The organism is Nonomuraea thailandensis (genome assembly GCF_024172165.1).
Taxonomy (GTDB): Bacteria; Actinomycetota; Actinomycetes; order Streptosporangiales; family Streptosporangiaceae; genus Nonomuraea; species Nonomuraea thailandensis.
Genome location: NZ_JAMZEB010000001.1, coordinates 97,060 through 123,609, shown reverse-complemented (window position 1 = coordinate 123,609; position 26,550 = coordinate 97,060). Strand labels below are relative to the sequence as shown.

Genomic DNA, 26,550 nt, shown 5'->3' with positions numbered 1-26,550 from the left:
CCCCCTTCCACTTGTGACCCTAGGTTCCTAGGCTCAGCTCTCGCTGAGCGAACGACGGGGGTGTTCATGAATAGGCGTTGCCTGCACTGAATGCGGGAGGGTGGTGATCGCTTCCCGCAGCACAATCGATCGTTTCCCAGCTGTGGCACTGGTGCTGCACCGACGGGGTCGGGCGCTTCTGGACGGAAACGCGGAGAGATACCCCATGATCGGGTACGATGGGCGGCGTGACGCGGACTTTGTCGATCAGTTGGGGGGCGCAAGACCTGGTACGTCGCCGCGTACGCGGCCTTGATCGCGGTGACTGGTAGCGCGGCCGTCCTGTTCGTAGCGCTCAATCTCGATGCGGGCAAAGCATGTGGCCCGACGCGCAACCCTGATAGCCAAGTGGTGGCGAAGTGGCGTACTGCTGCCGTCCTGGGCCTACACCTCCGGCAGTGCGGTCGGGCACGTGTGCGCGCTGTTGGCCGGCCTGCTGGCCGCACGATGGGCCAGGGACAAGACGTGGCGGACGGGTCTCGTCACGGCGGTCCTCGCCGGGGCCGGGCTTGGCAGACCTGGCGGTGGCGTCATGGAGGGCGGCTCCTCTCCTGCGCGAGTTCGCAGCTTCACCAGTCCTGACGGACAACGACGGCACGCTGATCGTCGACCCCGGGCTCCGACATCATGGCTGCATCCCGGCCGCTATGGCCGTGGTCTTCGCGACGCTCCTGATCGTTGCGGGCCTTGGATTCGGCGTCGCTCAGACGAGGCCAGTCAACAAATCCTTACTAATAGTGGTATCTCTCGTGCTCGTACCTATCGCCCATTTCTTGCCACCGGCTGTTGTGCTGATCCCGGGAGTGGGACCGTACTAGTAAGTGGAGGGCCGCGAGAGATGCCTGTTCGCACCAGCAGGTTGGCGCTGCCGGTTTGCCGCGCTCGCGGATCTCGGCCAGCAGATGAGTGACCGGCACGCCGGGCTCTTCGGCAAGGCGTCGGCGCAGGTCCTCGCGGTTGTACCTTTGCCCCCGCCGATCGGGTGGCTGCCTTGCCCGCGTCGCCCCCAAGACGCGGGCAAGGCAGTCTGCGGCGTTAGGCGGGCGGGTCGTCCGAGCCGCGTCGGCTGGCAGGCAGGTCAGGCTTGTCGTCGGTCCAGCGGGCTTTCTTGATCGCCACGAAGACACGGGCTTCCTTGATGGTTGTCACGAAGGCCAGCGGTTCCCCCGTTGCCGTGTTCATGATGAGCCGGCCCTCCCCATTGCTATGCGGGAGGCTGACGGCCTGGCCGGTGCGGCCCAGCGGGTCAGTGACCTCGCCCTCTGCCTTCACACCGGGCAGCGAGGCGAGCATGCGAAACGCCGCCGCCCGCACATTGGGCGGAGCGGGAAGATCCATGATGATGTGCACGCCGGCCTGGTAGAGCTCGGTGTTCACGTCCACGTGCGCGTATTCCGCGCCCCACTGCTTGGCGATGACCGTCTTCAGGTAGTCCCTCAGGCCGTCGGGGGTCGTCGGCAGTTCGCTCAGCGCGGCCCGCGTCATGGGCTTGCCCACCGACGAGTCGGTTTTATCGCCGTCCACCCGTGTGGTCACGGGCTCGCCCGGCTTGCTCTGCAGCGTCACGCTCCGCGTCTTGATGGACTTGCCGCTCTTGTTGGTGACGGTTGTGCCCGGGTAGGTCCAGCTGTGCGGAGAGCCGGCCGCCCGCCACGCCTCCTCGTCCTGCGGCGTTGCCGGTTTGATCCCCAGGTTCTGGTTGATGAACCAGGTGGGCTTGCCTGGTACTTGAGAAACCCACGTCTCGAGCAAGGTGGTCATCTCAAGGGTGTATTTGCCGCCAGGTTCGACTCGCTGCTTGCCGGTAACGCTGCTGCGGACCCAGTAGGCCCCGTCCGCAGGTGTCTTCGCGGCCGAGGTCGCGGCCGCCAGGAGGACCTGCTGGGCAGACAGCTTCTTGATGGGCTGTACGGACGGCGCCTGAGCGGCGGGCCGCGTACCCGGCGCTCCTGCCGAGGTTCCCGATGTGACCACAAGGGTCACGGCCGCTGCGGCGCCGAGCAGTCCGACTCCCAGAGCGGTCCATCGGGCCGTCCGCATCGCCCGGCGTTTGCCCTGGTGGACAGGGGTTTCTTCGGTCATCTCAAGGCTCCTCAGGTTGGCTGGCTTCGGCGTACTGGCGAAGGCGGTGGCGAGCCGGGTCCGGCCGTCCGCCACCACCTCGGGGGAGACGGGCGGTGCCGAGAGCAGCTCCCGGATCGCGCTCAGGTCATCCATCTGCTCCTCCAAACATGGGATTGACGCCGCCGAGGGCGGCTTGCAGCTTCTTGCGGGCCCGGTTGAGCCGGGATCCGACGGTTCCCGGAGGTATGTCGAGGGCCTGCGCGATCTCCTCGTAACTGAGCTCCGCCAGCGCGAGGAGCACCAGCACGTCGCGGTCGGCATCTGGGATCGCGCCCAGGGCGGACGCGAGCTGCTCCTGCACGCCTGCCGCCGTCAGACGGCGAGCGACCAGATCCTCGTGCCCGGCGTCGACCGCGTCGACCGCGTCCTCCGCCGCCGTACGACGCAGGGTCTGCAGCTGGCGCGACTCGCTTCTGCGGTGCTGCGCGACGACGTTGGTGGCGATGCCGTACAGCCAGCCCCGGACGACGCCCCGGTGCGCGTCGAAGCGTGCGCGGCCGTGGAATGCCGCCAGGAAGATCTCCGCGGTCAGGTCGTCGGCGGTCTGCGTGCCCAACCGACCGGCGACATATCGATGGATCTCCGCGAAATAGCGGTCGTAGAGCGCCTCGAACCGCTCGGGGATGCGGAGGGACTCCTTGAGCAGGTTCGCGTCCTCGGTTTCTCTCGGAAGATCGCTCACATCCTGTAACGCGCTCATACGAATTCCTCCACTCCTCCCTGCAGGAACGCTTGGCGGAGTCACGTGGCTGTTGTGGTTGGTCGTCGCATCACATCTCTACTTGGCGAAACCTCAGGTTCTTCTTCACGCCCCTACGGTCGTCTCCTGCTGGTGCCGAGGCGGCGCACAGTGAGTGGTTGTCGAGCCATCCGGCGGATCGCTGCAGTCGCACAGCGACAGTTGTGCTCGGTGGTGGAAGGACCGATGGCAGAGGTGTCTCTGCACGTGAGCCGCAAGGCATCTACAGTGACGATTTGCGGGCACTGTGTGACTCTGTGCAGTCGCAGCTCTTTGGCTGATTACGCACAGCGCCGGTACGTGGAGGTCGGGTATGACGTTGGGCGAAGCATCGCTGCTGGAGCAGCTGGCTGCGGATGAGGAGTCCGTCCACGGGCAGCTTGAGTCGTTGCGTGAGCAGGTGGCTGCCCTGAATGATCGGCTGAGCGACCTGGCCACCACCCGGAGGATAGTCCCGCCGATGCTAGCTGGGCATCCCCGGCCTGAGCACGCGCCTTCTAAGCGGCGCGCCTGATGCCCCGACGCACGCCTCGCCGGGGAAAGCCGCGCTGGCCCGAAACCGGTCGCCGGGCTCGACCAGCAGGGCGTTGTGATCATGGCGGGCGGACGATGCGTGCCAGGGAAGTGGCCCAAGCTTTGGGCGAGCCCGGCGTGCGGGGCGGGGGTCTTGAGGAGGTCCCTACGCCGAACTCGACCTGTAACGATCATGAACTGTGGGCCACGGTTCGATTTCGCGTGCGGACCGGCCCCGTGGCAGATCATCGGGTGGGCCGAATCCATCACAAGACGGGCTGTTCTTCGCGCTGGACGTCAGTTGAGGCAGGTGCGCCGAGGCGGCGCACGTCGCGCACGCTGAAGGCGGCGGCCACGCCGGACATGGCGATGGCGGCGCAGCCGGCGAGCACGAGCCGCTCCCCGATGGCGTCGGCCAGCGGGCCGGCCATCGCGCAGAAGATGGGCGTGAGCGCACTGCCGACCAGTGCGGCTGTGGCGGTGACGCGGCTGAGTTGTTCGTGCGGGATCTGGCGTTGTTGCAGGCTGGTGTAGGTGATGAGTTTCAGTGTCCCTGCTGCTCCGGCCAGTGCGCCTGCGATGGCGAGCCACCATGTGGGGGCGGCGGCGGCCATGCTGGCCAGTAGCAGCGCCTCGGGAAGTGCGGCGGCGCACAGCAGCATGCCCATGCGGGTGGTTGGCAGTAGCAGCGCGGTGAGGGAGCCGATGATCAGGCCGGCGCCGAAGGCGGAGCCGATGAGGCCCCAGCTGAGCGCGCCGTCCTGGAGGTGGCGCAGCGCGAACAGCGGTCCGAGGACGGTGAATCCGGCGCTCCAGCAGGCCGTGGTCAGTGCGTGCAGGCTGGTCAGTACCCGTAGCCAGCGGCGGTTGGCGAAGGCGGACAGCCCTTCGAGGAGTTCTCTGCCGATCCCGTGGCGCTGGGCTGGGGTGGGGGTGTCCGGGTGGTGCACGGTGAGGAAGAGGGCGCTGGACAGCAGGTAGGCGGCGCCGTTGCAGCCGAGGATCCAGCCGGGCGAGCCGGACGCGATCACCAGTCCGGCGGTGGCAGGAGCGATGATCGCGACGAGGCTTCCCGCGATCTGCAGGAGGGCGTTGGCCTGGACGAGCGTGTCCGGGGCGACGATGGTGGCGAGCATGCCTTTGGCCGCGGGCTGGAAGAACGCGGCGGCAGCCGTGGTCAGCGCGGCCAGGCCGCCGAGGGTCCAGGTGGTGGCCGTGCCGGTCAGGACCAGCGCTCCGGACAGGCTTTGGCTGAGGCCGGCGACGAGCTGGGAGGCGACGATGACGCGACGCCGGGGTAGGCGGTCGGCCAGCACGCCGGCGATCGGGGTGACGGCCAGGTAGAGGAGCAGGCTGAGGGTGGTGACCAGGCCGAGGGTGGTGCCTGCGCCGTCGTGGGCGAGGAGCGCGAAGGCGAGCCCGGCCGGTGCGGTGGTGGTGCCCAGAACGGAGACGGTGCGGGCCGCGGTGTAGCGGCGCAAGGTGCGGTTGCTGCGGAGCAACCTTGTGGCGGCCTCGAGGCGTTCGCGTATCACCTGGGCCTGCTGGTGGTGATCGGCTGCGGTGGTGAGGGAGCTGGTCGCCGCGGGGTGCCGGAGTGGGTCGCGATCGGCACTTCGATCCGCTCAGGCTGGACATCGGGGCGTGGGTGGCCGGCCGGTGGGGTGGCGATGCGAACGGTGAGGGCGGGGTCGGCGTGCTGTAGCGCGGTCGGGCAGGTGGTGATGTGCCGGGTGTGGTCTGGGCGGTGCCGCCGAGAGAGTGGGTCGGGTGTGGGGCTGGCGGGTTTCGGGCTTGTGGAGGGAGGTTGCCGTGGTTGCCGTGGTGCGGCGCGGAGCAGAGAAGCGTCGGCGTCTTCGTTCATGGTTGTCCTGGTGCGTGCGTCCCTGGCCTGCCGGTGGAAGCATCGGCTGGGCCAGGGGCCGCGGTTGTCAGAAGGTGCAGCGTCTGGTCAGGGTCGTGGGTGCAGGGCGGCTCACGGTGTGAGCGGGGCCGGCTGCTCAGGGGTGGGTGATCATCAGGGTTTGCTGGGACGCCGGTAGGTGGTTGGTTTTGCGGACGCGCAGGCCGGCCTGTCGTGCCATCCAGAACATGGCTTCGCGGTCTTGGACTCCGTCGCCGGGGAAGAGTGACAGCATGCGGGCGTCGGTGCTGTACCAGGCGCTTGGCTGGCCGGCCAGGCCTGGCAGCATGCCTTGCACGATCCACACCTCGGCGGGCCGGTCGCCGGCTTCGATGGTGTGGCGCACGGCGGTGAGGAGGTGCACGCCTTGGGCGGTGCTGTAGTTGTGCAGCACCGACGACAGCAGGTACACCTCCGCGCCGGGTGGGATGGTGTCGAACAGGTCGCCTGCGGCGAGCTGGATGCGGTCGGCCAGTCCTTGGAGGGCGAGGTGGTCGCGGGCGCGGTCGAGGACGTGCTCGCGGTCGGCGAGGATGCCGCGCAGGTGCGGGTGTGTGCGCAGGAGGGTGGCCAGGACGCCGCCGAGTCCGCCGCCGAGGTCGGCGATGGTTCGCACGTGGGCGAAGTCGAAGGCGGCCAGGTCCTGTCCGACGGCAGCGCTACGGGCTGTCATGAACAGGTCGAATTCGCGGCCGATCGCCGGGTGGTGGGCCAGGTGGTCGTAGGGGGGCAGGCCGGTGGGCGGCGCGGGGTGGCCGAGGCGGATGGTCTCGGTCAGGGTGCCGGCGGCGTCCCACCAGTACGACGATCCGGTGACCAGGACAGCGTGCCGCTGGGAGCGTTCGGCGCCTGCGGTGAGGACCTGCCCGTAGGGGGTGAGCAGGTAGCGGTCGCCGTCGAGGGTGACGAAGCGGCCGCCGTGCAGCCAGCGCATCAGCCGGCGCATCGCGGACCGGTCGCACTCGCAGCAGGCGGCCAGTTCGTCGCTGGTGAGCTTGCCGTGGGCCAGGAGTTCGAAGATGCCGAGGTCGACGGCGGCGTGCAGGGCGGCGAAGTCCGGCACGGCGTCCATCATGTGCTGGATGAGGTCGAACGGATTGATGCCGAGGTTGGTGGTGCGGGTCGCGGCGGTGGCGCCGCGGGTGCGCTGGGGCAGCTGCGGCGTGCCCGCGCCGGTGTGCTGTTCGGTGTGCTGGTGGCCGGTCGGGTCGGCGGGCCGGCCGGCGTGCGGGTCGGCGCTCATGCGAGGTCCTGCTGGCTTCGGGGGGCGGGCGGCGCCGGCGGCGAGGCGGGCGGCGGGGCGGGCGGTGTGGTGGGCGGTGTGGTGGGGGCGGGCGGTGGCGGCAGCAGGAGGGGGCGGATGTCGAGGGCGTCGGTGATGTAGTCGTATTCGAGCATGAGGTCGGCGACTTTCTGGATCCGGGTGGGCGCCAGGTCGAGCGGGAAGATGCCGATCGTGATGTTGGCGGCGGCGTCGGCGTCGATCTTGGTATAGGTGGGCAGGAGCCGGGCGATGAGTCCTCGGTCGGCGGCGACGTCGGCTTGCGCTCGTTGCATGGCGCGTTGGAAGGCCAGCACCGTGCCGGGGTGGTTGCGGGCGAAGGCGGCGGAGGTGGCCCATCCGGCGATGGGCAGGTCGGCGGTCTGGCCGGTCATCATGTCGGCGAGTTTGCGTCCGCCGTGCTGGGCGTAGTAGGCGCTGATGAAGGGTTCGGTCATCCAGGCCGCGTCGATGTGCCCGCGCTGCAGGAGGGTGCTCATCTCGGTGACGGGCTGCTCGGACAGCCGCACGTCGCGCTGGGTGAGGCCGGCGACTTTCAGGGCGGCTTGCACGGTGAGGGTGCCGACGGAGTTGAGGGTCAGCACGGCGATGCGCTTGCCGCGCAGGTCGCTGACGGTCTTGAGGGGGCTGTTGCCGGGGACCATGAGCACGAAGGCGTTGGGGGCCGCCTGGTAGGCGTCGGTGACGAGTTTGATCACGCCGGGTTCGCGGGATTCCTTCTGGATGGCGGCGACGTAGTTCATGATCGCGAATTGGAGTTCGCCGGATTCGAGTTTGGGCAGGGCGATGCCGCCGCCTTGGACCTGCACGGTCGTGACGCGCAGGCCTTCGGCCGTGAAGTAGCCCCTTGCCTGGGCGGCGGCGATGGTGGTGCAGTCCGGGATGGGCATGATCCCGACCGTGATGGCCGTCAGCGGCGCGCCGGAGCCGGGTGGGGTGGGGGCGGCGCACGCCCCCACTATTCCTATCAGCGATAGAGCTATCACTGTGCGTAGCAGTCGCATGGGTGGCTGATCTTTCTGCAGGGGCGGGTTGAGGTCAGGCGCCGTCGGCGGCGGAGGTGGTGGCGGACGGGTGCTGGGGACGCGCTCGCGGTGACTTCCTCACCGGCCGCGGGCACCGCGCGGCCGGTGAGGAAGGGGTCACGGGCGATGGGCGGTGTCACACCGTCTCGAGTGCCGCTTCGCCGTCTGGCTGCCCGGAACAGGGATGGGGTGGGCAGGGCGCGCGGAGGGACGCGAGGCAGGCGAGGGGTGTGCGGCCTGCCTGCCTCGCGGCCTTCCGGGGGCCGGGTTCGGGCGGGAGCCCGGCCTCCTGGGGAGTGCGGCACGGCGTGCGACGGGGTGGGGCGCGCGCGTGCCGCGGAAGGTTCAGGTCATGCTGCTGCGGTTGTGACCGGGGCGGGTGGTCGGACGGGCTGGTGCGAGGGTGGGGTGACAGGTGCCGGTGATGATCTCGGCTCCGGTCTGGATCCGGGGAGGGGTGACCTCGTCGCCGCGCGATCCGAGACGGAAGCATCCGGTCGGGAGGCTCTGCCCATGTCCCCTCGGGCGGTGGGACCTGGTAGGGGTCGCTGTCGCGCAGGTCATCGGGGCGTTCTCGATTCCCCCGTCCCCGGGGTGGTTGGTCATGCCGCTGCGGTGGCGTGAGCGGCTGTCGCGCGGTCCCGGGACGCCGGGTGAGGCTCGGGTTCGAACGCCGTGCGGCCTCCGCCCAGGATCGGGGCTCAGGTCGGGCGGGTCCGGTGGCGCAGCCAGAGCAGTCCGGCGGGGGCGAGCACGGCGGCGTCCTGCTGCGGGTGCCGGGTAGCGCGCAGGATGTGCTCGGCTGTCCAGGCCGCGATCAGCCCGGTCACCACCTTGTGGGGCGCCGCACGCCAGCTGGCGAAGGCGTCGGCGAGCAGGGTTTCGGTCTGGCCGGGGTGGTGGCCGTCGTGGATGAGGTGCAGCCCGAACGGCACCGCGTCGAGCCAGGCTGCTCCGTAGCCGGCTCGGCCCCAGTCCAGGAGGTGGACGCCGGCTGGGGACAGCAGGATGTTGCGCGGGTCGAGGTTGCCGTTGAGCAGGGTGGTGCCGGTGGCGGCGTCCATCTCGAATCCGTGCAGCGCCTGCTCGAGGAGGGCTCGTTCCTCCCGCCCCAGGTGCAGCGCATGGTTGTCAAGGATCGTCCACGCGCCGTCCACTACGCGGCCGAGGTCCGCCTCGGCCAGGACCGCGTCGTTCGGGACGCTGCTGGCGGTGAGTCGTGGGCCGAGACGTGCCAGGCTCGCCAGCACGGGTTCGAGGTTGGACGAGCCGGGGTGCAGGCGGGCGTAGTAGCCGCTGATCTGGCGCAGGACTGTCACGTACCAGTCGTCGATGGCCTCGGCCAGCACCAGGGCGGGGGCGGGCAGGTCGTCGTGCAGGGTGCGGGCCCACTGCTCGCGCCGTACCGTCAGGCCGGCTTCGCTGCCGACGCGGGCGGCCTTGAGGCAGACGCGCTGTTCCGCGTCGGTGCGCAGGAAGATCAGGTTCCCGCCCGGATGGGGCTTGGCGTGCCGGACGGCCCCGCAGGCGTCGATCACGGCGACCCGCACGGCGTCCGGCAGGTGGTGCCAGGCGAGCGGGCTCGTCGTCGCCTCGGGCGTGTCTGGCTCGCCAGGGTTCGTCATGCGTCGATCTCCTTGAAGGTTGGCAGGTGGCTGATCGGGCTGGATGGTCGTGGTGGGTCCGGGGTGGTTACTGGGTCTCGCCGAAAAGCCGGAGGAGGGTGGCGAGCCAGCACCAGCGCGGCGGCTTGCGGGCCGTCGGCGCGCGGCCGTAGAAGCCCCCGTCCGGGGGCAGGAGCTCGTCGTCTGTCTCCGGATGGTTCTTGCGGTGGGGTGGCCGTGGGACGGTGTCGGCGATGCACCGTCCCACGGCCGGTGGTCGCCGCGGCCGGGGCCTCACCGGGGCGGCTGCGGGTGCTCCGAAGGGGCGCGTGCGGCGCCCTTCGCAGCGGCGGGTGGCTCGGATGTGGGCGGATCTGGTGCCGGTGCGCTGTCGCGGGCCGGCGGTGACGGCTCGCGGCTCCTGGCTCTTTCCTTGTCTCGTGCGGTGGGGAAGTTCTGGTTCATGGCGAGCAGGATGGCGTTGAACATGCGGGAGCCTTTGCAGGTGGACGGGCGGTTGTGGGCCCGGAAGGGCAGGGGCCGGCGGGGGTGGGCAGGGGCCGGCGGTGGTGTGCCGGGCCTGCTCTGTCCCCTGGGGTCCGGCGGTTGGGCGGCGGCCGGGTGGCGCGTCCGGCAGTGGTCAGGGCCCCGAGGCTGGGTGGTGGGTGGCGCAGGCCGGGCGTCAGCGGGCCGACGCCCGGCCTGCTGCCGGGTGGTGCGGTGCGGCGGAGACGTCGACACCGGGCCGCCCGCAGGTGGCGTGGCCGTGCGGCGCAGGGGAAGGCGTCGCGCCTGGGCAGGGTGGGCCACGCCACGATCATGATGTCGTTCGGCAGGCCGGGTCAGCGTCTGGCCCGCCAGTGCGTCAGCCACGTCCGGCAGGCGTGCGCCAGGCGCAGCGCCTCGTCGCGGCGGCTCCCGGGCCCGTACTCGGCCTGGTACAGCCGGTGGGAGCCGCAGATCGCGGTCAGGCCGATCACATCCGGCGCGGGGGTGTTCGCCCAGGCGGGTGCCGCGGCGGACAGCAGCTCGTCGGCCTGCTCGGGGCTGTGCCCGTCGGCGATGAGCTGGGGGCCGAGCAGGGCAAGGTCGATCCACCACGCGCCGAGCGACGCCGTCGACCAGTCGATGCCATAGATGACGGTGTCCTTGGTGAGCAGGGTGCGGGGGCCGAGATCGCCGTGGATGAGCGTGCTGCCGCCCAGCCGGTCGATGTCGAACCCTTCCAGCGCGGGCAGGTAGAGGTCGCGCACGTGCGGCTGGTCCAGCATCAGGCGCCCCTTGGCGTACAGGCCGCTGAAGTGCTCGATCGCCGACGGGCCGGGCAGCGCGCAGCGCTCGGCGGCGAGCCATCCCACCGCGTCCAGCACAGGCGGCAGGTCGTCGGAGTCGTGTCGCAGATCCACGTGGCGGGCGTAATCGTTGACGAGTTCGAAGGCCAGCACGAGCCAGCTGTCGATCTCCAGGCTCCACAGCAGGCGCGGCGCGGGGGCCGGCACGGGCAGGTGCCGGGCGGCCCACTGCTCGCGCCGGTAGGGCTCGGCGGCGGGGCTGTTGGCCGGGACGGCTTTGATGAAGACGTCGTCTTCTTTGGCGTACAGGCGGGTGGCGCACCTCGGGCGGCGGCCGATGACGGTTTCGGCCTTGATGACGGTGCCGGTCCTGTCTTCGATGACGTCTCGCACGCTCGGGGGAAGGTGTTCCCAATCCAGGCGGTCGTTCATTGAGGTCTCCATGAAGGGGGGTGAGGGTTTCAGGGACGATCGGCCAGCCACATGAGGAAGTGCGGCGCGGGGACGGGGGTCGGCCCTACCGGGTCCGGCTTGAACTCGATCGTGGAAACGACTCCCGGATCGCGGATGACGAATGGGTCTGCCAGAGCCGTGATCTCGTCTCTGGTGCGGGGGTAGATGTCGATGCCGTGGTTGGCCTGGTAGGCCGCCACTCCAGCGGCCACCTTCGCTGGATCGGCGTCGGCGCTGGTGAGATGGGTGGCGGCCACCACGCTGCCGGACGTCAGGCACGCCCACAGCTCGGACATGAGAGCGTGCACCTCCTCCGTCGTCAGGAAGTGCAGCACCGCGCCCAGGATGACCACGATCCGCTTTCCGAGATCGAGGTGCTCATCCATCGCGTACACCACTTCGGCGGGGCTCCTGAGATCTTCTTGCACGACCGCCACACCCGCTCCGCCGATCAGTGCACGACCGGCGATGACCACGGTGATGTCGGAGTCGAGCAGCAGCCACCGCCGTTCCGGCTGACGCTGTATGGCCACCTGACACAGGTCCGGCAGCTTGCGCTGGTCCAGCCCTTGCATCGGCCGGCCGCCACCGAGATCCGCGAACTGCAAATGCTCCTGGGCGAGAAAGTCGACCGCCCGGACGAGCGCGGCCGCGTTCTCCCGGATCACCTCGTCCACCTGCATGCCGTCCAGCGCCTTACGCAGCTCACTGGCCGCTTCCCGATCCGCCGGGAACGCATCCTTCGACGCACCACGGAACGCGGCGTATGTCCGCGACGGAACGGCGATTGCGGGGTTGAAGGAGCTGCCGGGCCCGGAGGAAGAATCGGTTGTCACGCGGCACCTCGGCAGGGCCGCTGTAGCGCTACCCGCGACATGCGGGGAATCCCGAGGAGATACCCAAGGCGATCAGCTGTCGCCAGCTCGTCCCCCCGTTCTCCCAGTTCATATCCGTAATCGGTCAGATAGCCGCCGTTGACGGCACCCACAGCTTCGCCAATGCGCGGAAACAGCGGGTTTCTGACGAGTACTGATCCGTTGTCATCGTTCGTCACGGATAGTCCGCGCGCCCTGAGGATCTCGGCCAGAATGGCTAGGCGGTTCGCGTGCATGGGTCAATCGCATCTCAGCGGGCACGCGAGCGGGATCTGACAATCCATGACACGGAGTTGATCAATGCCTCTCGCTGTGGCGATAACCGGTACACGGTCGACCGGGCATCACGGACTCTCCTGGTACGCGGACCTGTTCGAAACCTTTCTCGGACCGTTCTCGAGGGACGACGCGCATTTCTACATCGGAGGCGCGGTGGGCATCGACAGCTTGACCCTGCTCTGGCTGGCCGGGAACTCAGGCTCGCGGATCACGGTCGTCACGCCCGGCACTGTCGAGCAGCAGCCCGCTGAGGCACGACAAGTCATCGCCCGCTGTGGTGATCGCATCATGGAGATCACCGAGTTGGGCGCCGCCGCGCTCGGAACGCCTGCGTACCATGCGCGGAACCAGTGGATGGTCGACCACGCCGCCATGGTGATCGGATTCCCTCTGCAGGGGCCAGAAGGTTCGTCCGGCACCTGGCAGACGATCAATTACGCGGCCTCACAGGGAAAACCACGGCTGATCGTGCCCGTGTGAAGCACCTGAGCGGGCATCATGAGCCTATGAACGCGCGCGACAAGCTCGTCGGCGCTGCCAGCATGAAGCGACTCCGACTGGCCCGCGGCTGGTCCCTGGCTGACACGGCCCGCGCCATCAGCGACACGGCCGCCCGGCTCGGGCAGCCCTTCGACGCCAGCGTCGCGAGCGTGCAGCGGACCGTCGCCCGATGGGAAACCAGTACGAACCCGATCCTGCCCAGCGAGCGGTATCAACTGCTGCTCGCGCACCTGTATGCACGCAACACCGAAGGTCGGCCCTTGCTGGGCACCGGCAGTGACTTCGCTGAATTCCTCGATGCCCTCCGGCACCTCGGCGAGAGCGAACAGCGCCTCAGCGAGCTTCACACCCTGCTCGTGCGTACGACCACCGACGCGGGCGCCGGTCTGCTTGCGCTGCTCGGCCCGCCAACACAGCAACTGCTCGCTGCGGCTCTGGCCGATCCATCCCGGGTCGACGAAGAGCTGCTGGTGGCGCTGCGTGAGGCGGTATCCACCGTGAACGGCCAAGTCGGGAGCATCCCGTTCGTACGACTGCACCTCATGCTCGCGCCGATCGTCGAGTCTTGCCGTCGGCTGACCACCGCGGCGATTCCTCCGGCGCATGTGGCCGACTTGCGGTGGATCGCTGCGCAGGCGTTCATGCTGGCCGGCCGATTCGCCTTTGAGACCCGAGACGACGAAGCTTCGAGGGCCTTGTATCTCGCGGCAACCGATGCGGCCGGCAGGGTCGGCGCGCCATGGCATCGTGCAGTCGTTCGCATGAGTCACGCGCTCGTCACTCTGTATTCAGCGCCTGGTCTCGACGCTGCCAAGGCACTCGTCGACGCCGCCGTGCGTGACGCCCGAGCCGGGGACAGCGTAACGGTGCGGGCCCGGGCACACGCCCTACAGGCGGAGATCGCAGCTCGAGCCGGTCAGAAGAGGCACGCCGAGACCGCGCTCGCGCTCGCATGGTACGACTTGGAGAGTGATCGCGACGGCGACCCGGCAACCGGTTCGTTCTCGCCCGCTCTCCTGCGTGGCTTCGAGGGCGTAACGAAGCTGCATGTGGGAGATGTGTCCGAAGCCCACGACTACTTCGCTCGCTCCACCGAGTCGCTCGTCGCACCACGTGAGCGGGTACAGCGCGCAATCGTGGCCACGGATCAGGCCATCGCCCGGATCCGCCTTGATGACCCACGATCAGGCGCCGACCTGCTGCATCATTGCATCGACGCTGCGTCAGAGACGGGTGGACGAGTCGTCAGGATCAGGCTGCGCGGTGCGCGCCAAGATTTGCGGCAATGGAGGCGTGAGGACTTTGTCGCTGACCTTGACGATCACCTCATCGAGTTGTTCGGCGGGTGAGGGACCCTGCGTCCGGGATCTACAAGATCAGCTCCCTGGGGCCCGCGGCGACGCCGCTTTCGATAACGACGACAACCGCAATTTGAAGACCGCAGCGTTCGAGTACGTCTCGCAGTGACATGCCGTCCGCATGGTCGGCACCGAACCCGGGGCGTAGCCCCGGCCCAAGGGCGGCTGCCCGGCAACCCTTTCCCCTGGGCTGAAAAGGAGGAAGAGGAAGCCGAGCAGTAGGAGCCGCCGGTGCTCGTTGCGCCTGACCAGAGCGCGCTATTTACGGCGGCCTGATCAGGCGAGATATGAGCCCCAATTCCAACCGCCGGCATGGGCTCCCAGTCAGCAGATGGAAGGGCTGTCCTCTAAGCGGGCCAGGCGGCAAGGCCGTACACGTCCAGTGCTGCGGACGTGGCCGCCTCGACGTCTCGCCGCAGGAAAGCGTCCGCCAGTTTCTCGCCCTGTTCGGGCGTGATCTCTTCGGGCAGAGGAACCGGGATGCGGCGGAGATATTGGGCTTGAAAGCGCAGCGTCTTGCCGCGCATCTTCACGGCGTAGGCTTCTATGAAGGCCTCTGCTACCTTGGACAGCAGGAGACCGCCGAGAACCTTCAAGTCCCAAACATCTGAGGTCACGAAGTACAGATTGTGGTGAGGGTAATACTTTCCATCATCTAGCACTGGGTGACTGATAAGTTTCATATCTGGGAAGAAAAGCTTCGGGCGCTCCGTAAGTCCGTTCTCGATCTTGTCAATGGTCTTATACCACTTGCCCGGGTTCTTCTTTACAATATAACGCCCGACTAGGGCGTCGGCGTTCCGCTCGAAGTAGTCTCGCAGCCTGGGGAATTCGCTAAGATCAACTAGTTGTCCCTGCTCGCTCCATGGATTGACGAGGTAATGTCCCGACCATTCCAGTATCCCGCTCGCGGTGTCGCGTACCATTGCGAGTGGTAGCAACCGTTCGGGTTCGACGAGGTTCTGATCGCGTGTGATGAATACCTTGTCAGCTCCCGTGGCAACACCGATCCCCACCCGTACGCCGGATGCAGGATCCCCTAGGGTCGTGAATCGCTCGGTCAAGTCTTCCAAAATGGCGAGTCGCGCTGGAGAACCGGAAGGCCACAGATCATCCCCTGGAAACCAGTGAGGCAGTCGTGCCACCTCGTACGAAGCCGACCGCACCGGGCCTGACTCGTCGCGGCGGACCCATGCCTTGAGGTCTTGCGCGGCAGCCTCACTGAACTCCCGGCTGGTATCCGCGACCACCGCAGCTTCCTGTCGACCCCGCCGGAGAACGGTCACTGCCGGGTACGCAGCAACCTGCTCCTCGAAGGCGTCGACGTCGTGCATAGTAATGCACAGGTCTAGGGCGAACTTATCAACAACCAATCTGCGCAACTCCCTGCCGTATTGGTTCCGCATCCAACGATCAGCGCAGATGAAGCCAAGCCGCCCCCCGTCTCGCAGCGATCGAAGGCCAGCTTCAAAGAAGCCAACGTAGATGTCTGCGCGGCCCACCATCGTGGGGTAAAGGGCGCGGTAGAGGTTGGTGCGATCGTCGGGCACATCTTCCAGACGGATGTACGGAGGGTTGCCCACCACAAAATCCACCTGATCTCGATCTGATCGCTCCAGCAGGTAGTCGGCCCGCCGCACCCAGGCTCTTGCTACGGCAGAGGCGTCCGCAGAGCGCCACCCCTCTGCTGCGAGGGTCCTCTCAATCAGAGCCCTGGCCAGAGTCACGTTCTTAGGCAGTAGGTCGAACGCGCATACGGCCTCAAGCGCGTCTAGGATGTGACGTTCATGCTTCCGGCATGACTCACTGACCAGCTCCGCAATGACCCCCAGGAAGGCTCCGGCGCCGCAAGCGGGCTCGACCAGCCTAAGCGCCGCCAGATCCCTATCGGACCGGTAATCGACGAGATCTAGGATCATCTCGACGATCCACCTACGGGTGAACACTTCGCCGTGTTCCACCGCCTCATCGGGAATGCCAGCCAACATGGCAGGTGGGACGATGTTCATGTCTAGAGCAGATTGCACGGGTGCCACCCTACGGGGTTTCGTGAACAGCAGGTGCGCGCGCCCAGGACATGATCTACTACAGGAGAGCCTTGGCAGGCTTGATCACGTTCGAGACCACGGGCCACAGAGGAGCGGCAGGCGTGCGCAAGGACGACGTTCAGCGGGTAGTCGAAGCCTTCTGGTCGACACGGGGGGCACAGGCGGCTGCACTGGAGGACCGGGGGTTGGCTGGCGGGGCTGCCCGAGCGAATACGCATATGGGCCCCATCACGAAGTTGGTCGCTCAAGAGTTCATCAATGCCGGCATTCCTGAAGGATGTATCATCGAGCGTCAGCCTTACTTGCCTGGCTACTATCGAGTTCGCAAGCAATGGGATTTAGTTGTCGTTTGCGACGGTATCCTTGTCGCTGCGATTGAGTTCAAGTCCCAAGTGGGCAGTGTGGGCAAGAACATCAACAACCGATTCGAGGAAGCCCTGGGTACCGCAACGGATACGCATGCGGCGCAGACGAAAAACGAAGCGTATGGCCAGGTGCCGCCATGGCTAGGCTACGTCTTCGTTCTCCAGGAGACGGCTGAAACCGAGCAAGAGAACCGTTCTGTCGCTGCTTTGTTCCCGACGGATCCGACGTTCAAAGGCATGTCCTACAATCAGCGGTATCAGGAGATGGTCAAACGCTTCATCGGGGACGGGGTTTATCAAGCAGGGTGGTTTATTGCTACGAAGAAGACGGATGAAGGTATTGTCTACAATGAGCCTCTTGTGACCGCCACCGCTGAGGCGTTTACAGCCCAGATTAGAGGCCGCATCGACTTCGTAAATGCCGTTCTCAATGCGAAGCGTTAGGCGATTGCCCGAGTATGAGAGGATGTCGCTCAATATTGTGATCAGGAGTGGCGAAAACCTCCAGCCGCATAGGAGCGGGAGGCTTCGCTGCCGTACTTCTTTCTTCTTCAGGAGATCAGTCAACGGTCCAGGAGCCGTTGAACTGGAGCCTGCGGGATGTTCGTACGGTTGCTGGCGTTCCGGGTAGAAGCGCATGCCGCCGTCCGAAACGACTCGGGCCATGATCACGTTATCCACAAGGTCGCCGGTGAAGTCGCCGGACGTCAGGATGATCTCCTGGTCCGGGCGGTAGCCCACAAGAATCGTCACCAGCGAGTTGCCGTTACCAGCTCGTCGCCGGTCATGTCGCTGGTGCTCTGGTTGTGGACGATGGACCCCTCGCAAAAACACCATGGAACCAAGCTTGCGCACCTCAGGTTGGACGTCGGGCTGCACGCAAGCGGTGCTCACCGTGCAGTTCATCCATCCGGAATCGGCGAGCCCTACACCTGCGGGTCCTTCAGGATCGATTTGACCCTGTGTCAATGGCCTTGAGTTCTCCCCGTAGGCGGCCTTGAGATGTCCCCGCTGGCGGCCACGGTGTTCTCCCCAACGGCGGCCAGTTATCTCCCCACCGTTGGTTGCTGCTCGGTCAGCTGAAGGGTTTGACCCCCTGTCCTGAGGTGGCTTGGGTGAGCCGGAAGCTGTCACCTTGGGTGACCACGACATGGGCGTGGTGCAGGAGCCGGTCGACGGTGGCGGTGGCCAGGGTCTTGGGCATGATCTCGTCGAAGCCGGAGGGGTGCAGGTTGCTGCTGACCGCCAGGCTGCGGCGTTCGTAGGCGGCATCGACCAGCCGGTAGAAGCTTTCGGCGGCGTCCGGGGAGACCGGCAGAAGGCCGATGTCGTCGATGATGATCAGATCGGCGCGGATGATGCGGGTCAGCGCGCGGGCGATGGAGTCGTCCACGCGATGGCGGCGGACCAGAGTGCCGAGGTCTTCGATGGTGAACCACATGACGCTCAGCCCAGCCTCGACCGCCGCCTGGCCGAGGGCCTCGCTGAAGTGGCTCTTGCCGGTGCCAGACGGGCCGCAGACGCAGAGGTTCTCGCGACGGCTCACCCATTCCAGGCTCTTGAGCGCGTCCTGGGTGGGGCGCGGGATGCAGGAGGCGTTCTCGTCCCAGTCGCCGAAGGTCTTGCCGGTGGGGAAGGCGGCGCGTTTGCGGCGGGTGTTGAGGTTGGCGCGGTCCCGGCCGGCGGCTTCTTCGGCCAGCAGCACCCGGACCACCTCGGCGGGGTCCCAGCGCTGGGCCTTGGCGGTGGGTACCAGGTCGGGCAGGGCGCGGCGGATATGCGGCAGCTTCAGGCGGCGGGTCAGCTCGATCGCCTCGGCCAGCGGGTCGCCGGCCGAGCCGGGAACGGTGCGCAGCGGGGTGGCCATGTCAGGTGAGCTCCTCATCGAGGTCGGTGCTGTTGCCGGTGCTGTTGCCGGTGGGCGGTGCGGCAGTGGGATCGGCGGTGCCGCTGATCGTGGTGGTGCCGAAGGCGGCCCAGGCCGAGGTGCCCGGCTGCAGGCTGTGGGCCTCGGTGGCCCGGCTGGGTTCGGTGCCGGTCCGGCGGGCCTGGTAGTCCAGGATGGACAGCAGGTCGGCGTCGGCGAACCGGCCGGTGATCGCCGCGGCGCCCAGGGCGCGGTCGACGGCGGTGGGCGAGTGCAGCTTGGCCAGCGCGACGGCCTGGGCCATCTTGGCCTTGATCCGGCGGATGCCCGCGGCGGCGGCCTCGGCCAGCCAGGCGCTGGCGCCGGGGCCGAGCATCAAGAACGCGGTTTCCTCGGCGGTGGTGGCCTTCGGGGTGCGCTCGAGGTCCTTGTCCTCGCGTGGCGGGTAGTGCGCCTCGTCGATGACCGGGCTGCCGGGGCTGCCGCGCCGGTGGCGGGCCACTTCGGTGGCGGTTCCGTCGCCGCCGACCGCGGTGACGATCAGTTCATCGCCGTGGAAGCGGGCCCAGACGCGGGTGTCGACCAGCGGGTGCGGCACCGAGTAGCGCACGCCGTCCACCGAGATGGTGCAGTCCCAGTTCACCCGGCGGGTGGTGCCGAACGCGGCGGTGAACGGCTGCTGCGGCAGCGGGTGCAGCCGCTGGCGTTCCTCGGCCAGCAACTCGATCGGCGGCCGCCTGGTGGCGCGGTGCGGACGGGCGTTGACCTCCTGGCAGAAGTCCCGGCAGGCCGCCTCCAGTTGGGAGAAGCGGCGATACTCCTCGCGCAGGTTGACCTCGGTGGGCACCAGATCGGCCTTGGCGATGCGAACGGTGGCCTCGCTGCCGCCCTTGGATTCGGGGTCGGCCGGCAGGCAGGTGCGAATCGTCATCCCGTAGTGCTTGGCCACCTCGACGATGTCGGCGTTGCGCACCGCGATCCCGGCGATGTGCTCGGTGGTGACGGTCTTTTCGTTGTCGGTCAGCGCATAGGCCGGCACCCCGCCGATCCTCCGCAACGTCGCATCCAGGCAGGCCACGATGGTCGGCAGCGTCTTGTCCCAGACCGGGATCACCACCCGGAACCGTGACCAGGCCAGCCAGGCGCACCACAGCGTGCTCTGCCGTCCGCCGATCACTGGGCCGCTGCCCCAATCCCACTGCAGCCACAGTCCCGGCTCGGTCACCCATGGCCGGTAGATGCGGTGTTGGCCCAGCCGATACTGCGCCTTGGCCTCGGCCACCGTCCGCCGGGTGGTCCGCTCTCCGCCGGTGAAGCCCATCGCCGCGATGCGCTGGTGCACGACATCGGCGCGGATCTTGCCCCGCGACCGCACCACCAGTTCCTCAATCTTGGGCAGGAAGTCGTCGATCGCCCGCGCCCGGTGCCGCCGCTGCTCGGGCGCTTGCCCGGCCGCGCGCATCTTCACATACCGGGCCACCGTGTGATGGTCACATCCGGCCAACTCGGCCGCGGCGCGGTAACTGCCCGTGAGGTCATACGCCTCAAGAATCTCCATGATCTCCCTGCTGCTCTTCACCCGCTCGACTGTCAGCGAACGGGACGACTGGAACGAACGGGGAGCTATCTGGCCATCCGCGGGGAACCCGCTGGCCATCAGTGGGGCGTTATCTGGCCGCCTACGGGGAGCTTTTCACGGCCGCCGTCAACCCTGAAAGCCCTGCGGCCCTTGAGGCCCAGCGTCGCCCTTCAGACCCTGCTGGCCCTGACTCCCTGAATGCCCTGCGGTCCGCGTTCACCCTGCGGATCTGTGCAACGCGGCTCCGGTGTCGCCCTTGATGCCCTGCGGACCGTCAGGTCCGATGGGGCCCTGCTCACCTTGTGGACCTTGTGGGCCCCTCAGCGATGCAAGCCACTCGGCCTGGGTGCCGACGAAACCACCGGCCACCGCCACTTCGTAGGCGCCCGCGCCGTTCTGGCCGTCGTTACCGGCCGGGCCCTACGGTCCCTTGGTGCCTTGAGGTCCCTGGAGTCCCAGTTCGCCCTGCGGGCCGGGGTCCCCGGTACCGCCCTTGGGGCCAGGAGGACCAGTCGCCCCGGCCAGACCGACCGGACCTTGCAGGCCTTCGAGACCCTGAAGCCCCCGCTCGCCAGCCGGCCCCTTGCGATCGGTCGGGTCCCGGTCGGACCCTGGGGGCCGGTCTCGCCGCGCACACCGGGGATGCCTTGTGGGCCTTGCGGTCCAGCTGCGCCTATGGGACCCTGCGCGCCAGGCGGGCCCTGAAGGCCCTGGGGTCCTTCGGGTCCCCTTGGGCCTGCGGGTCCATCAGGGCCCGCCGCACCGGTGGCACCTGCCGATCCTTCAGGACCTCACTCACCGGCCGGGCACGCTCTGCGTGCCAACGAGGGAGGCGAGCTTTTCGGCCTCGGTCGCGATGTAGCCACCCCCACGGCGATGTCATTGGCCTGGCCCCATCCGCACCCGGCGGGCCCTGCTCGCCAGAACCCCCGCCAGCGCCGAAGGGCAGGTAACCGATCTCGATGGTGTTGGCTGGCCCGACCGACTGAACCACAAGCTGGTGGTCGTCAGCGGAGATGCCTACGGTGGAATCGTTGATGATCTCGACGACATCAGGCCCCTGTGGTCACCTCCCGGGGAGACCGACATCTGGCCCTGGATGTGGTGGGTGACCTGGCCTGAGGCATCGACCAATACACCGCGGCGCTTCGGCCGGACCCTCCTTTGGCGTGCTGCTAGCCGCAGCAACGACCCGACTGGTCTACGGGAAGGGATCAGGGTTGCCGGTCGTCTGCTGGGTGGGCAGGAAGCACCGGCCTGGCGAGCTCGGGCGTTTCAGCGGCTTGTTTGGTGATCGTCTTGGCCAGGTCGTCGAGTTCGATGTCGGATTCTGATGGCTGGATGCCGGAGGGCAGGGTGGCCAGGATGAGGTGGGCGAAGGGGTAGTTCGGCTGCGCTTGCAGGGCGCGTTCGGCGGCGATTCGGGCCAGGGTTCCTTGTCCGCGGTGTAGGGCGAGGAAGGCGAGGATGGATGCCGGCGCGGCGGCATAGGCCGGGTCGATGCGGTGGGTGACTTCGGTCCAGAGCCGTGGTGCGACGTCGGTTCCGTATTGGCGGTGCAAGGTGTAGGCGAGGTCGCGCACGAGGACTCCGGTGAGAAGCACGCCCAGCCAGGCGAGTTCTTCGGCGGGGATGAGTCGTCCGGTTTGGGTGTGCTCGTAGCACTTCTTGGCGTGTTGGAGTCCTTCGGCGAACCAGTAGGGGTCGTCGAGGCCTGGGGCGGTGAGTTTGGCTTCGGCGCGGGCTCGGGCTTGGGCGGTGGCCGCGGTCACGATTGCGCGGTCTTGTCCTTGGACGGGTAGCAGCGTCTGCCGGAGGGTTTCCTGGTCGGGCAGGGCTACCAGGCCTGCGAGGACGGCGTGGGCGGCGGCATGGTTGCTGTCGGCGTCGTAAGGGGTGCCGTCGGGTGGGCAGCAGGCCGGGTTCGAGCAGAGGTAGGACCAGTAGCGGCCGTTCTCGCATCGGATCATGTCGATGATGTCGATGCCTTGTGCGGTGAGTGCCTGGGAGAAGGCGTTCATGGACGGTGTGACCCGCTCCCCCGGTCCGTAGCCGATCAGAGCGACCCGAGGAGAGGTGTTCCGGTTCAGGAGGTGGACACCCTGTCTGACGAGCTCGTTGGTGTCGGGTGGCTGCTCGGGCAGGTCATAGCGGATGGCGGCGGTGACGATGTCGTCTTTGAGGGCGACGAGCACGAGGCCTTGGTCGAGTCGGTAGCCGATGAGGTAGGGCACGATCGCGATGAGGTCGGCCGGGGTTCGCAGCCGGATCGTTGACCGTGTCGCCGGCTGCTTGGGGAAGGGCTGCATGCGTCCTCCTCGGTAGCGGGTGAGATAGGCCGGATGGGCCGGAAGGTGTGGCCGCTGGTGTCCGGTGCGCGGCCACGGAGGGTCGTCAGTGGCGGGTGGCGTCGCGGTCGTCGTCGGTGAAGCCGTCTTCGCCGTGGGAGGTGACGCGTCCGAGGCGGGTGAGCGCCTCGAGGGTGCGGTCGGTGCTGAACTGCAGCGTGGTGTCTGGGTTGATGCCGAAGTGCGCGGCTTTGGTGAAGGCGTCCGGGGTGGCGTCGAGGTAGTGGAACGTCCAGCCTTGGGAGGTGTGCTCCTCGATGAGGCGGCGGATCTCGGTACGTGAGCGCCATCGGACGGAGGCGTTCTCGTGGCCGTCGGTGAGGATGACCACGATGATCTCGCTGGGTCGCTCCCCTTCGGGCATCGCCGCGAGGTGCTCCCTCATCCTGGTGACGCTCGTGCCGATGGCGTCCAGGAGAGCGGTCTTGCCGCCGGGGAGCAGCACGAGGTCCGGGATGTCGTCCAGGGGCTGGTATTCGTAGACCACCTCGTAGCGGTGGTCGAACAGGTACAGCGACACCAGCGTTTCGGCGGGGTGGGTCTGCTGGGCGGCGAGGAAGGCTTTCAGGCCGCCTTCGGCGTCGTCTTTGATGCGGTTCATGGAGCCGGAGCGGTCGAGGATGATGGCGAGGTGGCGGCGGGTCGGGTTCGGCAAGGTTGTTCCTTTCGGAGCGGGGTCGTGTTCAGGCGGCCTGGGCGGGGTTCGGGGAGTGTGCGGAAGGCGGCGTGTGGTCGGCCAGGAGGGCGGTCATGCGGGCCAGCTGGGCGCGTTGGTCGGCGAGTTCGCGGCGGCGGTCGGCGATGAGCGCTTCGAGTTCGGCGATGGTGGCGCGCTTGTGGTGGAGCCCGATGCGCTGCAGGAGAGTGCGGGCGGCGGCGCGGCGAAGCTGGTCCAGGTCGGGGCGCTGGAGCCAGTGGGTGGCCAGGGCGGCGAGCACGGTGGCGACGCGCCGGGCGACCGGGGCGGGGACGCGGGCGCGCCGGTGGGAGCTGGTGGCGTCGCGGTGGTAGATCCGCAGGCGGGGGTCGCGTGCGGTGCGGGCGTCGAGGGTGGTGGAGTCGACCAGGTGGATGGTGCCGTCGATCAGGGGGCGGTGGGGCCGGTAGGTGCCGGTGTGGGCTCCGGCGGGGAGTTCGTCGCCGTGGTGGATGTGCAGCCGGGTGGTGGCGGGGTCGGGGTTGTCGCGGTCGAAGGCCGGTTCCAGGAGGAACACGCCGGTGATGAAGGTGCTGCGGAGCAGGCAGCGCAGCGTGCCGGTGGCGGGGTTGGGCTGGGCCTGCAGGCGTAGGTCGCCGTAGGGTGCGGCGGACAACGTGATGGTGTCGACCGGGACCGCCGCCGATCCGGTGCGGGGCAAGGCGGGCCTCCCTTTCGGGGACGGGTAGCGGGTGTCGGGGCAGGGCCGGCGCTTCGGAGAAGGGAAGCACCGGCCCTGGCTGTGGGAGCGGGTTAGCCGGCTGAGGCGGACGGGAACCGCGCGGCGGCTTGGGTGCTGCTCATGTGGTCTTGGATTTCGGCGTAGGGAATGCGTGCGGTGGCGTGGGACGGCTGGCCGGCGCGATCGACGGTGTCGCTGCGGCGCAGGATCGGCTGGCCGACCTCGAGGGGGCCGGTGGGGACGGTCAGGCTCTTGGCGTTGACGCGGATCACCTCGTACCAGGTGCCGAGGTAGAGGGCGAAGTCGCCGGCGTGGAAGTCGGCCGGTCGCCAGATCTTGACGCCTTCGGCCGCGGCCTGCGCCACGACGCCCTCCCAGTAGATGATCTTGGCGGACAGCTGAGCTTGTTCCAGGAGGAGCCGGTCGCGGTAGTCGCCGGTGGCGGGCTGCCACTGCAGCACCGGTGCGCCGTCGTCTCCGTAGACGACCTGTCCGTCGTGTTCGGCGAACTGGGGGTGGGCTTGGCCGCTCAGCTCGCGTTCGACGCGCCGAAGCCGTTGTTGCAGGCGATCGAGGCGGCGCAGCGTGGCCCGGGGGTCGCGGCGGTGCTGCTGCAGGTGTTCGGCTGCCCGGGCCCGGCTGATCCCGTACCGGTGCCGGTCGGCCTCGGCGAGGGCCTGGCGGGTGTGCGGGTGGTGGCGTTCGATCGCCTTCTCGTGCGCGTGCTGCCGTGAGCTGCCGAGCAGGATCGGCTGGCCGGGCGGGTAGTGGCTGCGGGTGGCCGCTGCCGCCTGCTGATGGTGCTGCTCGGCTCGGGCGGCGGCGTTGGCGGCGAAGCCGCGGTAGGCGCGCGCCCGGTCGGTGGCGCGGTCGCCCAGGTCGATCTCGGCCTGCTCAGTGGGGCGGGCGTGCTCGGTGATGTCGATGGCGGTCGGCAGGCCGGCGGCCTGCAGCGCAGCGGCGATCTCCTGCACGCGGTCGCGATGCTGGCTAGGGTGCCGATCGCGGGAGTGGGGCTCGTACCAGGCGCCGTGCCGGCCCTGGTGGTCGATGCGGTCGGACCATCGCAGGCCTAGACCGCCGCGCTGGCGGCTGCCAAGCAGGTTGTGCTGGTCTCGGCTGGTTCCGGTGACGATGATGCCGTGGGCGGGCGACACATGGATGGTGATCACAGGGTCCTTCCTTCACCAGATGCCGAAGCGGCAGCGGCGCCCCTTGCGCCTCCCGGGCAGGCTGGGGCGCCGCCGCGCGGCGTGCGGAGGGGGTGTCAGGGGCGCGGGCCGACCCGTCGCTCGATCAGGTCGGCCAGGGCGGTCGCGGTGAGCCGGGGGTCGAAGATGCCGCCGTATTCGTGGGGCTCTTCGGGCTCCAGGCCGATGAGGCGCGCCGCTCGGAAGCGGACGTGGATGACCTTCTTGCCGCGCACCGTCTCCAGCAGGTGGAAAGGATCGCCGAGCTCGGCGATCAGGTATTGCTCGACGGATCCGTTCAGGTGCGCGGTGTCGGTGGCGGTGACGGGCTGCGCGGCGATCCATTCCTGCCGGTCGGCGTCGATGCGCGCGAGCCAGCGGCCGCCTGCGGCGAGCGCCAGGTGGCTGCCGTAGCAGCCCACGGTGCCGCGGCGCTCGTGGGACCGCCAGGTGGTCTGGTCCCAGGTGGCGCAGTCGGGGGCGGTGATGAGGTCGTATCCGTGCCAGGCGAGTGCGGCACCGGTGAGCGGAACAATGCGGATGGACATGACAGGCGGGTGTCCCTTCTCTTTGTGGTGGAGGGGGGTGTGTGTGGGGTGGCTGGCTCAGAGGGCGGCGGCCAGGTGCATGGCCTCGACGCCGCGGCTTTCCAGCTCGAAGGCCTTCTCGGCGTCGCCCAGGACTTGGGCGGCGCTGGTGACGGCGTGCATGACGCCGCCGGCGGTGATGGCGCCGCCCTTGATGAAGTGCTGCAGGATGAGCTGCTGCTGGTCCTTGGTGAAGGACAGCTTGGTGGCGACGAAGGCGATCGTCTTGTCGGGCTCGGCGACTTCGACGCGGGCCTCGCGGCTCAGCTCGGCGATCTTGGCGCGGACGTAGCCGACGTCCAGGAAGGTGCGCACGGCGTCGCGGGCCCGGGCGGTGACCAGTGCCATGGTCTTGGCCAGGGTGTCGGCGCTCCAGCGCACGATTCCGTCGTCCATGCGGCCGCCGAGGTGGATCTCGCGCATCACGTCCCGGTTGATGGTCATGCCGTTGCGGCACACCTGCAGCGTCAGCCGGGGGGTGATGGTGAAGGCGCCGTCGCCGGTCTCGCTGTTGGCCAGCAGGAAGCCGGCGAACACGACCGGGTGGGCGGCCGCGTCGGCGCCGGAGAAGGGGCTGCGGTAGCCGGTGACCAGGTCCGGGGCGTAGGCCTGGATCTGTTCGCAGGCCACGCGCAGGAACATGCGGCGTTCGGTGAGGTCGGCGCCGTCGATCTGCACGGCGACGCCGCTGTCTTTGATGCCGGCCAGGGCGGCCATGAGCACGTCGAGGTTGTCGATGACCTTGTAGCTGTTGGACAGCAGGGCCCGGCCGATGCCGGTGCGGCCGTTGCCGGCCAGGGCGCGGAACAGGAAGCGGCGGTGCGGGTCGGCCTGCAGCCAGCCGTTGATGTTGGCCTCGTACAGGCGGGGGTGCTCTTCGCGGGTGCGGCGCAGATACGGGGCGGGGATGCCGAGCTTGGTGGCGATGTCCTGGTCGCAGTGCGCGGTGGGCAGGTACCGTCCGGCGGTGGCGGTGACGCCGTCCTCGCTGACGAGGGGTTCGGTGCCGGCCAGCTCGAGGTGCGTGCCCACGGCGCGCAGGCGCTCGGCCGGGACGATGACGTCGATCTTCCGGGCGTGCTGGGCGCGCAGCACGTCGACCAGGTCGTCCAGGGTCGCGTGGCGCAGGGTCAGGGGCGGCAGCGGTGCGGCGATCGTCATGGGGGAAACCCTTCGGGGCGGGCGGTCGGGATGTGCGGC

21 protein-coding genes are annotated in these 26,550 nt (G+C 68.4%); 3 read left to right on the top strand and 18 right to left on the bottom strand.

All coding sequences use genetic code 11. The features are described 5' to 3' along the window. Positions 1 to 1,074: 1,074 nt before the first annotated feature. The 9 genes from HD597_RS00535 to HD597_RS00495 form a co-directional block, all read right to left on the bottom strand. A complete protein-coding gene (locus tag HD597_RS00535) occupies positions 1,075 to 2,256 on the bottom strand; it encodes a CU044_5270 family protein (protein WP_253739508.1) in 1,182 nt (393 codons plus the stop codon). Further along, positions 2,249 to 2,863, bottom strand: a complete 615-nt coding sequence (locus HD597_RS00530) for an RNA polymerase sigma factor (RefSeq protein ID WP_253739506.1) — start codon at positions 2,861 to 2,863, stop codon at positions 2,249 to 2,251. The genes HD597_RS00535 and HD597_RS00530 overlap by 8 nt, the downstream gene beginning before the upstream one ends. Before the next feature lie 818 nt (positions 2,864 to 3,681). Beyond that, positions 3,682 to 4,896: an MFS transporter gene (locus HD597_RS00525; RefSeq protein ID WP_253739503.1), complete on the bottom strand. Its 1,215-nt coding sequence runs from the start codon at positions 4,894 to 4,896 to the stop codon at positions 3,682 to 3,684. Between the two features lie 519 nt (positions 4,897 to 5,415). Then, the gene (locus HD597_RS00520; protein ID WP_253739501.1) at positions 5,416 to 6,561 is read right to left on the bottom strand and encodes a methyltransferase; all 1,146 of its coding nucleotides are present in this window, start codon (positions 6,559 to 6,561) and stop codon (positions 5,416 to 5,418) included. Beyond that, positions 6,558 to 7,604, bottom strand: coding sequence for an ABC transporter substrate-binding protein (locus tag HD597_RS00515; RefSeq protein WP_276082651.1), 1,047 nt, complete (start codon positions 7,602 to 7,604; stop codon positions 6,558 to 6,560). The genes HD597_RS00520 and HD597_RS00515 overlap by 4 nt, the downstream gene beginning before the upstream one ends. A 722-nt stretch (positions 7,605 to 8,326) precedes the next feature. Then, positions 8,327 to 9,250, bottom strand: a complete 924-nt coding sequence (locus tag HD597_RS00510; RefSeq protein ID WP_253739497.1) for a phosphotransferase family protein — start codon at positions 9,248 to 9,250, stop codon at positions 8,327 to 8,329. A gap of 821 nt (positions 9,251 to 10,071) precedes the next feature. Further along, the gene (locus HD597_RS00505; protein WP_253739495.1) at positions 10,072 to 10,953 is read right to left on the bottom strand and encodes a phosphotransferase family protein; all 882 of its coding nucleotides are present in this window, start codon (positions 10,951 to 10,953) and stop codon (positions 10,072 to 10,074) included. Between the two features lie 29 nt (positions 10,954 to 10,982). Then, complete coding sequence (locus HD597_RS00500; protein ID WP_253739494.1) at positions 10,983 to 11,810, bottom strand: SAM-dependent methyltransferase; 828 nt, start codon at positions 11,808 to 11,810, stop codon at positions 10,983 to 10,985. Beyond that, positions 11,807 to 12,085 (bottom strand): hypothetical protein, encoded by a 279-nt coding sequence (locus tag HD597_RS00495; protein WP_253739492.1) that lies wholly within the window; start codon positions 12,083 to 12,085, stop codon positions 11,807 to 11,809. Before HD597_RS00495 ends, HD597_RS00500 begins: the two co-directional genes overlap by 4 nt. A 64-nt stretch (positions 12,086 to 12,149) precedes the next feature. On the opposite strand from HD597_RS00495, the gene HD597_RS00490 reads away from it, so the two are divergent. Together HD597_RS00490 and HD597_RS00485 are read left to right on the top strand one after the other, a co-directional pair. After that, the gene (locus HD597_RS00490; protein WP_253739489.1) at positions 12,150 to 12,608 is read left to right on the top strand and encodes a DNA-processing protein DprA; all 459 of its coding nucleotides are present in this window, start codon (positions 12,150 to 12,152) and stop codon (positions 12,606 to 12,608) included. A gap of 26 nt (positions 12,609 to 12,634) precedes the next feature. Next, positions 12,635 to 13,978, top strand: a complete 1,344-nt coding sequence (locus HD597_RS00485; RefSeq protein WP_253739487.1) for an NsdA family TPR-like regulatory protein — start codon at positions 12,635 to 12,637, stop codon at positions 13,976 to 13,978. 356 nt (positions 13,979 to 14,334) lie between these two features. Here HD597_RS00485 and HD597_RS00480 read toward each other — a convergent pair whose 3' ends face one another. Next, on the bottom strand, positions 14,335 to 15,996 hold the full coding sequence (locus HD597_RS00480) for an Eco57I restriction-modification methylase domain-containing protein (protein WP_253739485.1): 1,662 nt from the start codon (positions 15,994 to 15,996) through the stop codon (positions 14,335 to 14,337). A gap of 140 nt (positions 15,997 to 16,136) precedes the next feature. On the opposite strand from HD597_RS00480, the gene HD597_RS00475 reads away from it, so the two are divergent. Continuing rightward, positions 16,137 to 16,844, top strand: a complete 708-nt coding sequence (locus HD597_RS00475; protein ID WP_253739483.1) for a PaeR7I family type II restriction endonuclease — start codon at positions 16,137 to 16,139, stop codon at positions 16,842 to 16,844. A gap of 631 nt (positions 16,845 to 17,475) precedes the next feature. Here HD597_RS00475 and istB read toward each other — a convergent pair. From istB to HD597_RS00435, 8 genes are all read right to left on the bottom strand, one after another. Next, positions 17,476 to 18,267: an IS21-like element helper ATPase IstB gene (gene istB, locus HD597_RS00470; RefSeq protein WP_253739481.1), complete on the bottom strand. Its 792-nt coding sequence runs from the start codon at positions 18,265 to 18,267 to the stop codon at positions 17,476 to 17,478. Position 18,268: 1 nt separating this feature from the next. Beyond that, the gene (gene istA, locus HD597_RS00465; RefSeq protein ID WP_253739479.1) at positions 18,269 to 19,846 is read right to left on the bottom strand and encodes an IS21 family transposase; all 1,578 of its coding nucleotides are present in this window, start codon (positions 19,844 to 19,846) and stop codon (positions 18,269 to 18,271) included. A gap of 1,214 nt (positions 19,847 to 21,060) precedes the next feature. Continuing rightward, complete coding sequence (locus HD597_RS00460) at positions 21,061 to 22,155, bottom strand: DUF4192 domain-containing protein (protein ID WP_253739477.1); 1,095 nt, start codon at positions 22,153 to 22,155, stop codon at positions 21,061 to 21,063. Positions 22,156 to 22,240: 85 nt separating this feature from the next. After that, positions 22,241 to 22,849, bottom strand: coding sequence for a vWA domain-containing protein (locus tag HD597_RS00455; protein ID WP_253739475.1), 609 nt, complete (start codon positions 22,847 to 22,849; stop codon positions 22,241 to 22,243). 28 nt (positions 22,850 to 22,877) lie between these two features. After that, the gene (locus HD597_RS00450) at positions 22,878 to 23,552 is read right to left on the bottom strand and encodes a hypothetical protein (RefSeq protein WP_253739473.1); all 675 of its coding nucleotides are present in this window, start codon (positions 23,550 to 23,552) and stop codon (positions 22,878 to 22,880) included. A gap of 92 nt (positions 23,553 to 23,644) precedes the next feature. Next, positions 23,645 to 24,745: a DUF3560 domain-containing protein gene (locus HD597_RS00445; protein WP_253739471.1), complete on the bottom strand. Its 1,101-nt coding sequence runs from the start codon at positions 24,743 to 24,745 to the stop codon at positions 23,645 to 23,647. A gap of 95 nt (positions 24,746 to 24,840) precedes the next feature. Then, positions 24,841 to 25,311, bottom strand: a complete 471-nt coding sequence (locus tag HD597_RS00440; protein WP_253739469.1) for a hypothetical protein — start codon at positions 25,309 to 25,311, stop codon at positions 24,841 to 24,843. A gap of 57 nt (positions 25,312 to 25,368) precedes the next feature. Beyond that, on the bottom strand, positions 25,369 to 26,511 hold the full coding sequence (locus HD597_RS00435) for a DUF932 domain-containing protein (RefSeq protein ID WP_253739467.1): 1,143 nt from the start codon (positions 26,509 to 26,511) through the stop codon (positions 25,369 to 25,371). Positions 26,512 to 26,550: the final 39 nt, after the last annotated feature.

Excerpts from the sequence above, each read along its gene's own strand:
- HD597_RS00535 (WP_253739508.1), bottom strand. The coding sequence starts at position 2,256 with ATGGATGACCTGAGCGCGATCCGGGAGCTGCTCTCGGCACCGCCCGTC.
- HD597_RS00530 (WP_253739506.1), bottom strand. The coding sequence starts at position 2,863 with ATGAGCGCGTTACAGGATGTGAGCGATCTTCCGAGAGAAACCGAGGAC.
- HD597_RS00520 (WP_253739501.1), bottom strand. The coding sequence starts at position 6,561 with ATGAGCGCCGACCCGCACGCCGGCCGGCCCGCCGACCCGACCGGCCAC.
- HD597_RS00515 (WP_276082651.1), bottom strand. The coding sequence starts at position 7,604 with ATGCGACTGCTACGCACAGTGATAGCTCTATCGCTGATAGGAATAGTG.
- HD597_RS00510 (WP_253739497.1), bottom strand. The coding sequence starts at position 9,250 with ATGACGAACCCTGGCGAGCCAGACACGCCCGAGGCGACGACGAGCCCG.
- HD597_RS00505 (WP_253739495.1), bottom strand. The coding sequence starts at position 10,953 with ATGAACGACCGCCTGGATTGGGAACACCTTCCCCCGAGCGTGCGAGAC.
- HD597_RS00495 (WP_253739492.1), bottom strand. The coding sequence starts at position 12,085 with ATGCACGCGAACCGCCTAGCCATTCTGGCCGAGATCCTCAGGGCGCGC.
- HD597_RS00490 (WP_253739489.1), top strand. The coding sequence starts at position 12,150 with ATGCCTCTCGCTGTGGCGATAACCGGTACACGGTCGACCGGGCATCAC.
- HD597_RS00485 (WP_253739487.1), top strand. The coding sequence starts at position 12,635 with ATGAACGCGCGCGACAAGCTCGTCGGCGCTGCCAGCATGAAGCGACTC.
- HD597_RS00480 (WP_253739485.1), bottom strand. The coding sequence starts at position 15,996 with ATGAACATCGTCCCACCTGCCATGTTGGCTGGCATTCCCGATGAGGCG.
- istB (WP_253739481.1), bottom strand. The coding sequence starts at position 18,267 with ATGGCCACCCCGCTGCGCACCGTTCCCGGCTCGGCCGGCGACCCGCTG.
- HD597_RS00460 (WP_253739477.1), bottom strand. The coding sequence starts at position 22,155 with ATGCAGCCCTTCCCCAAGCAGCCGGCGACACGGTCAACGATCCGGCTG.
- HD597_RS00440 (WP_253739469.1), bottom strand. The coding sequence starts at position 25,311 with ATGTCCATCCGCATTGTTCCGCTCACCGGTGCCGCACTCGCCTGGCAC.
- HD597_RS00435 (WP_253739467.1), bottom strand. The coding sequence starts at position 26,511 with ATGACGATCGCCGCACCGCTGCCGCCCCTGACCCTGCGCCACGCGACC.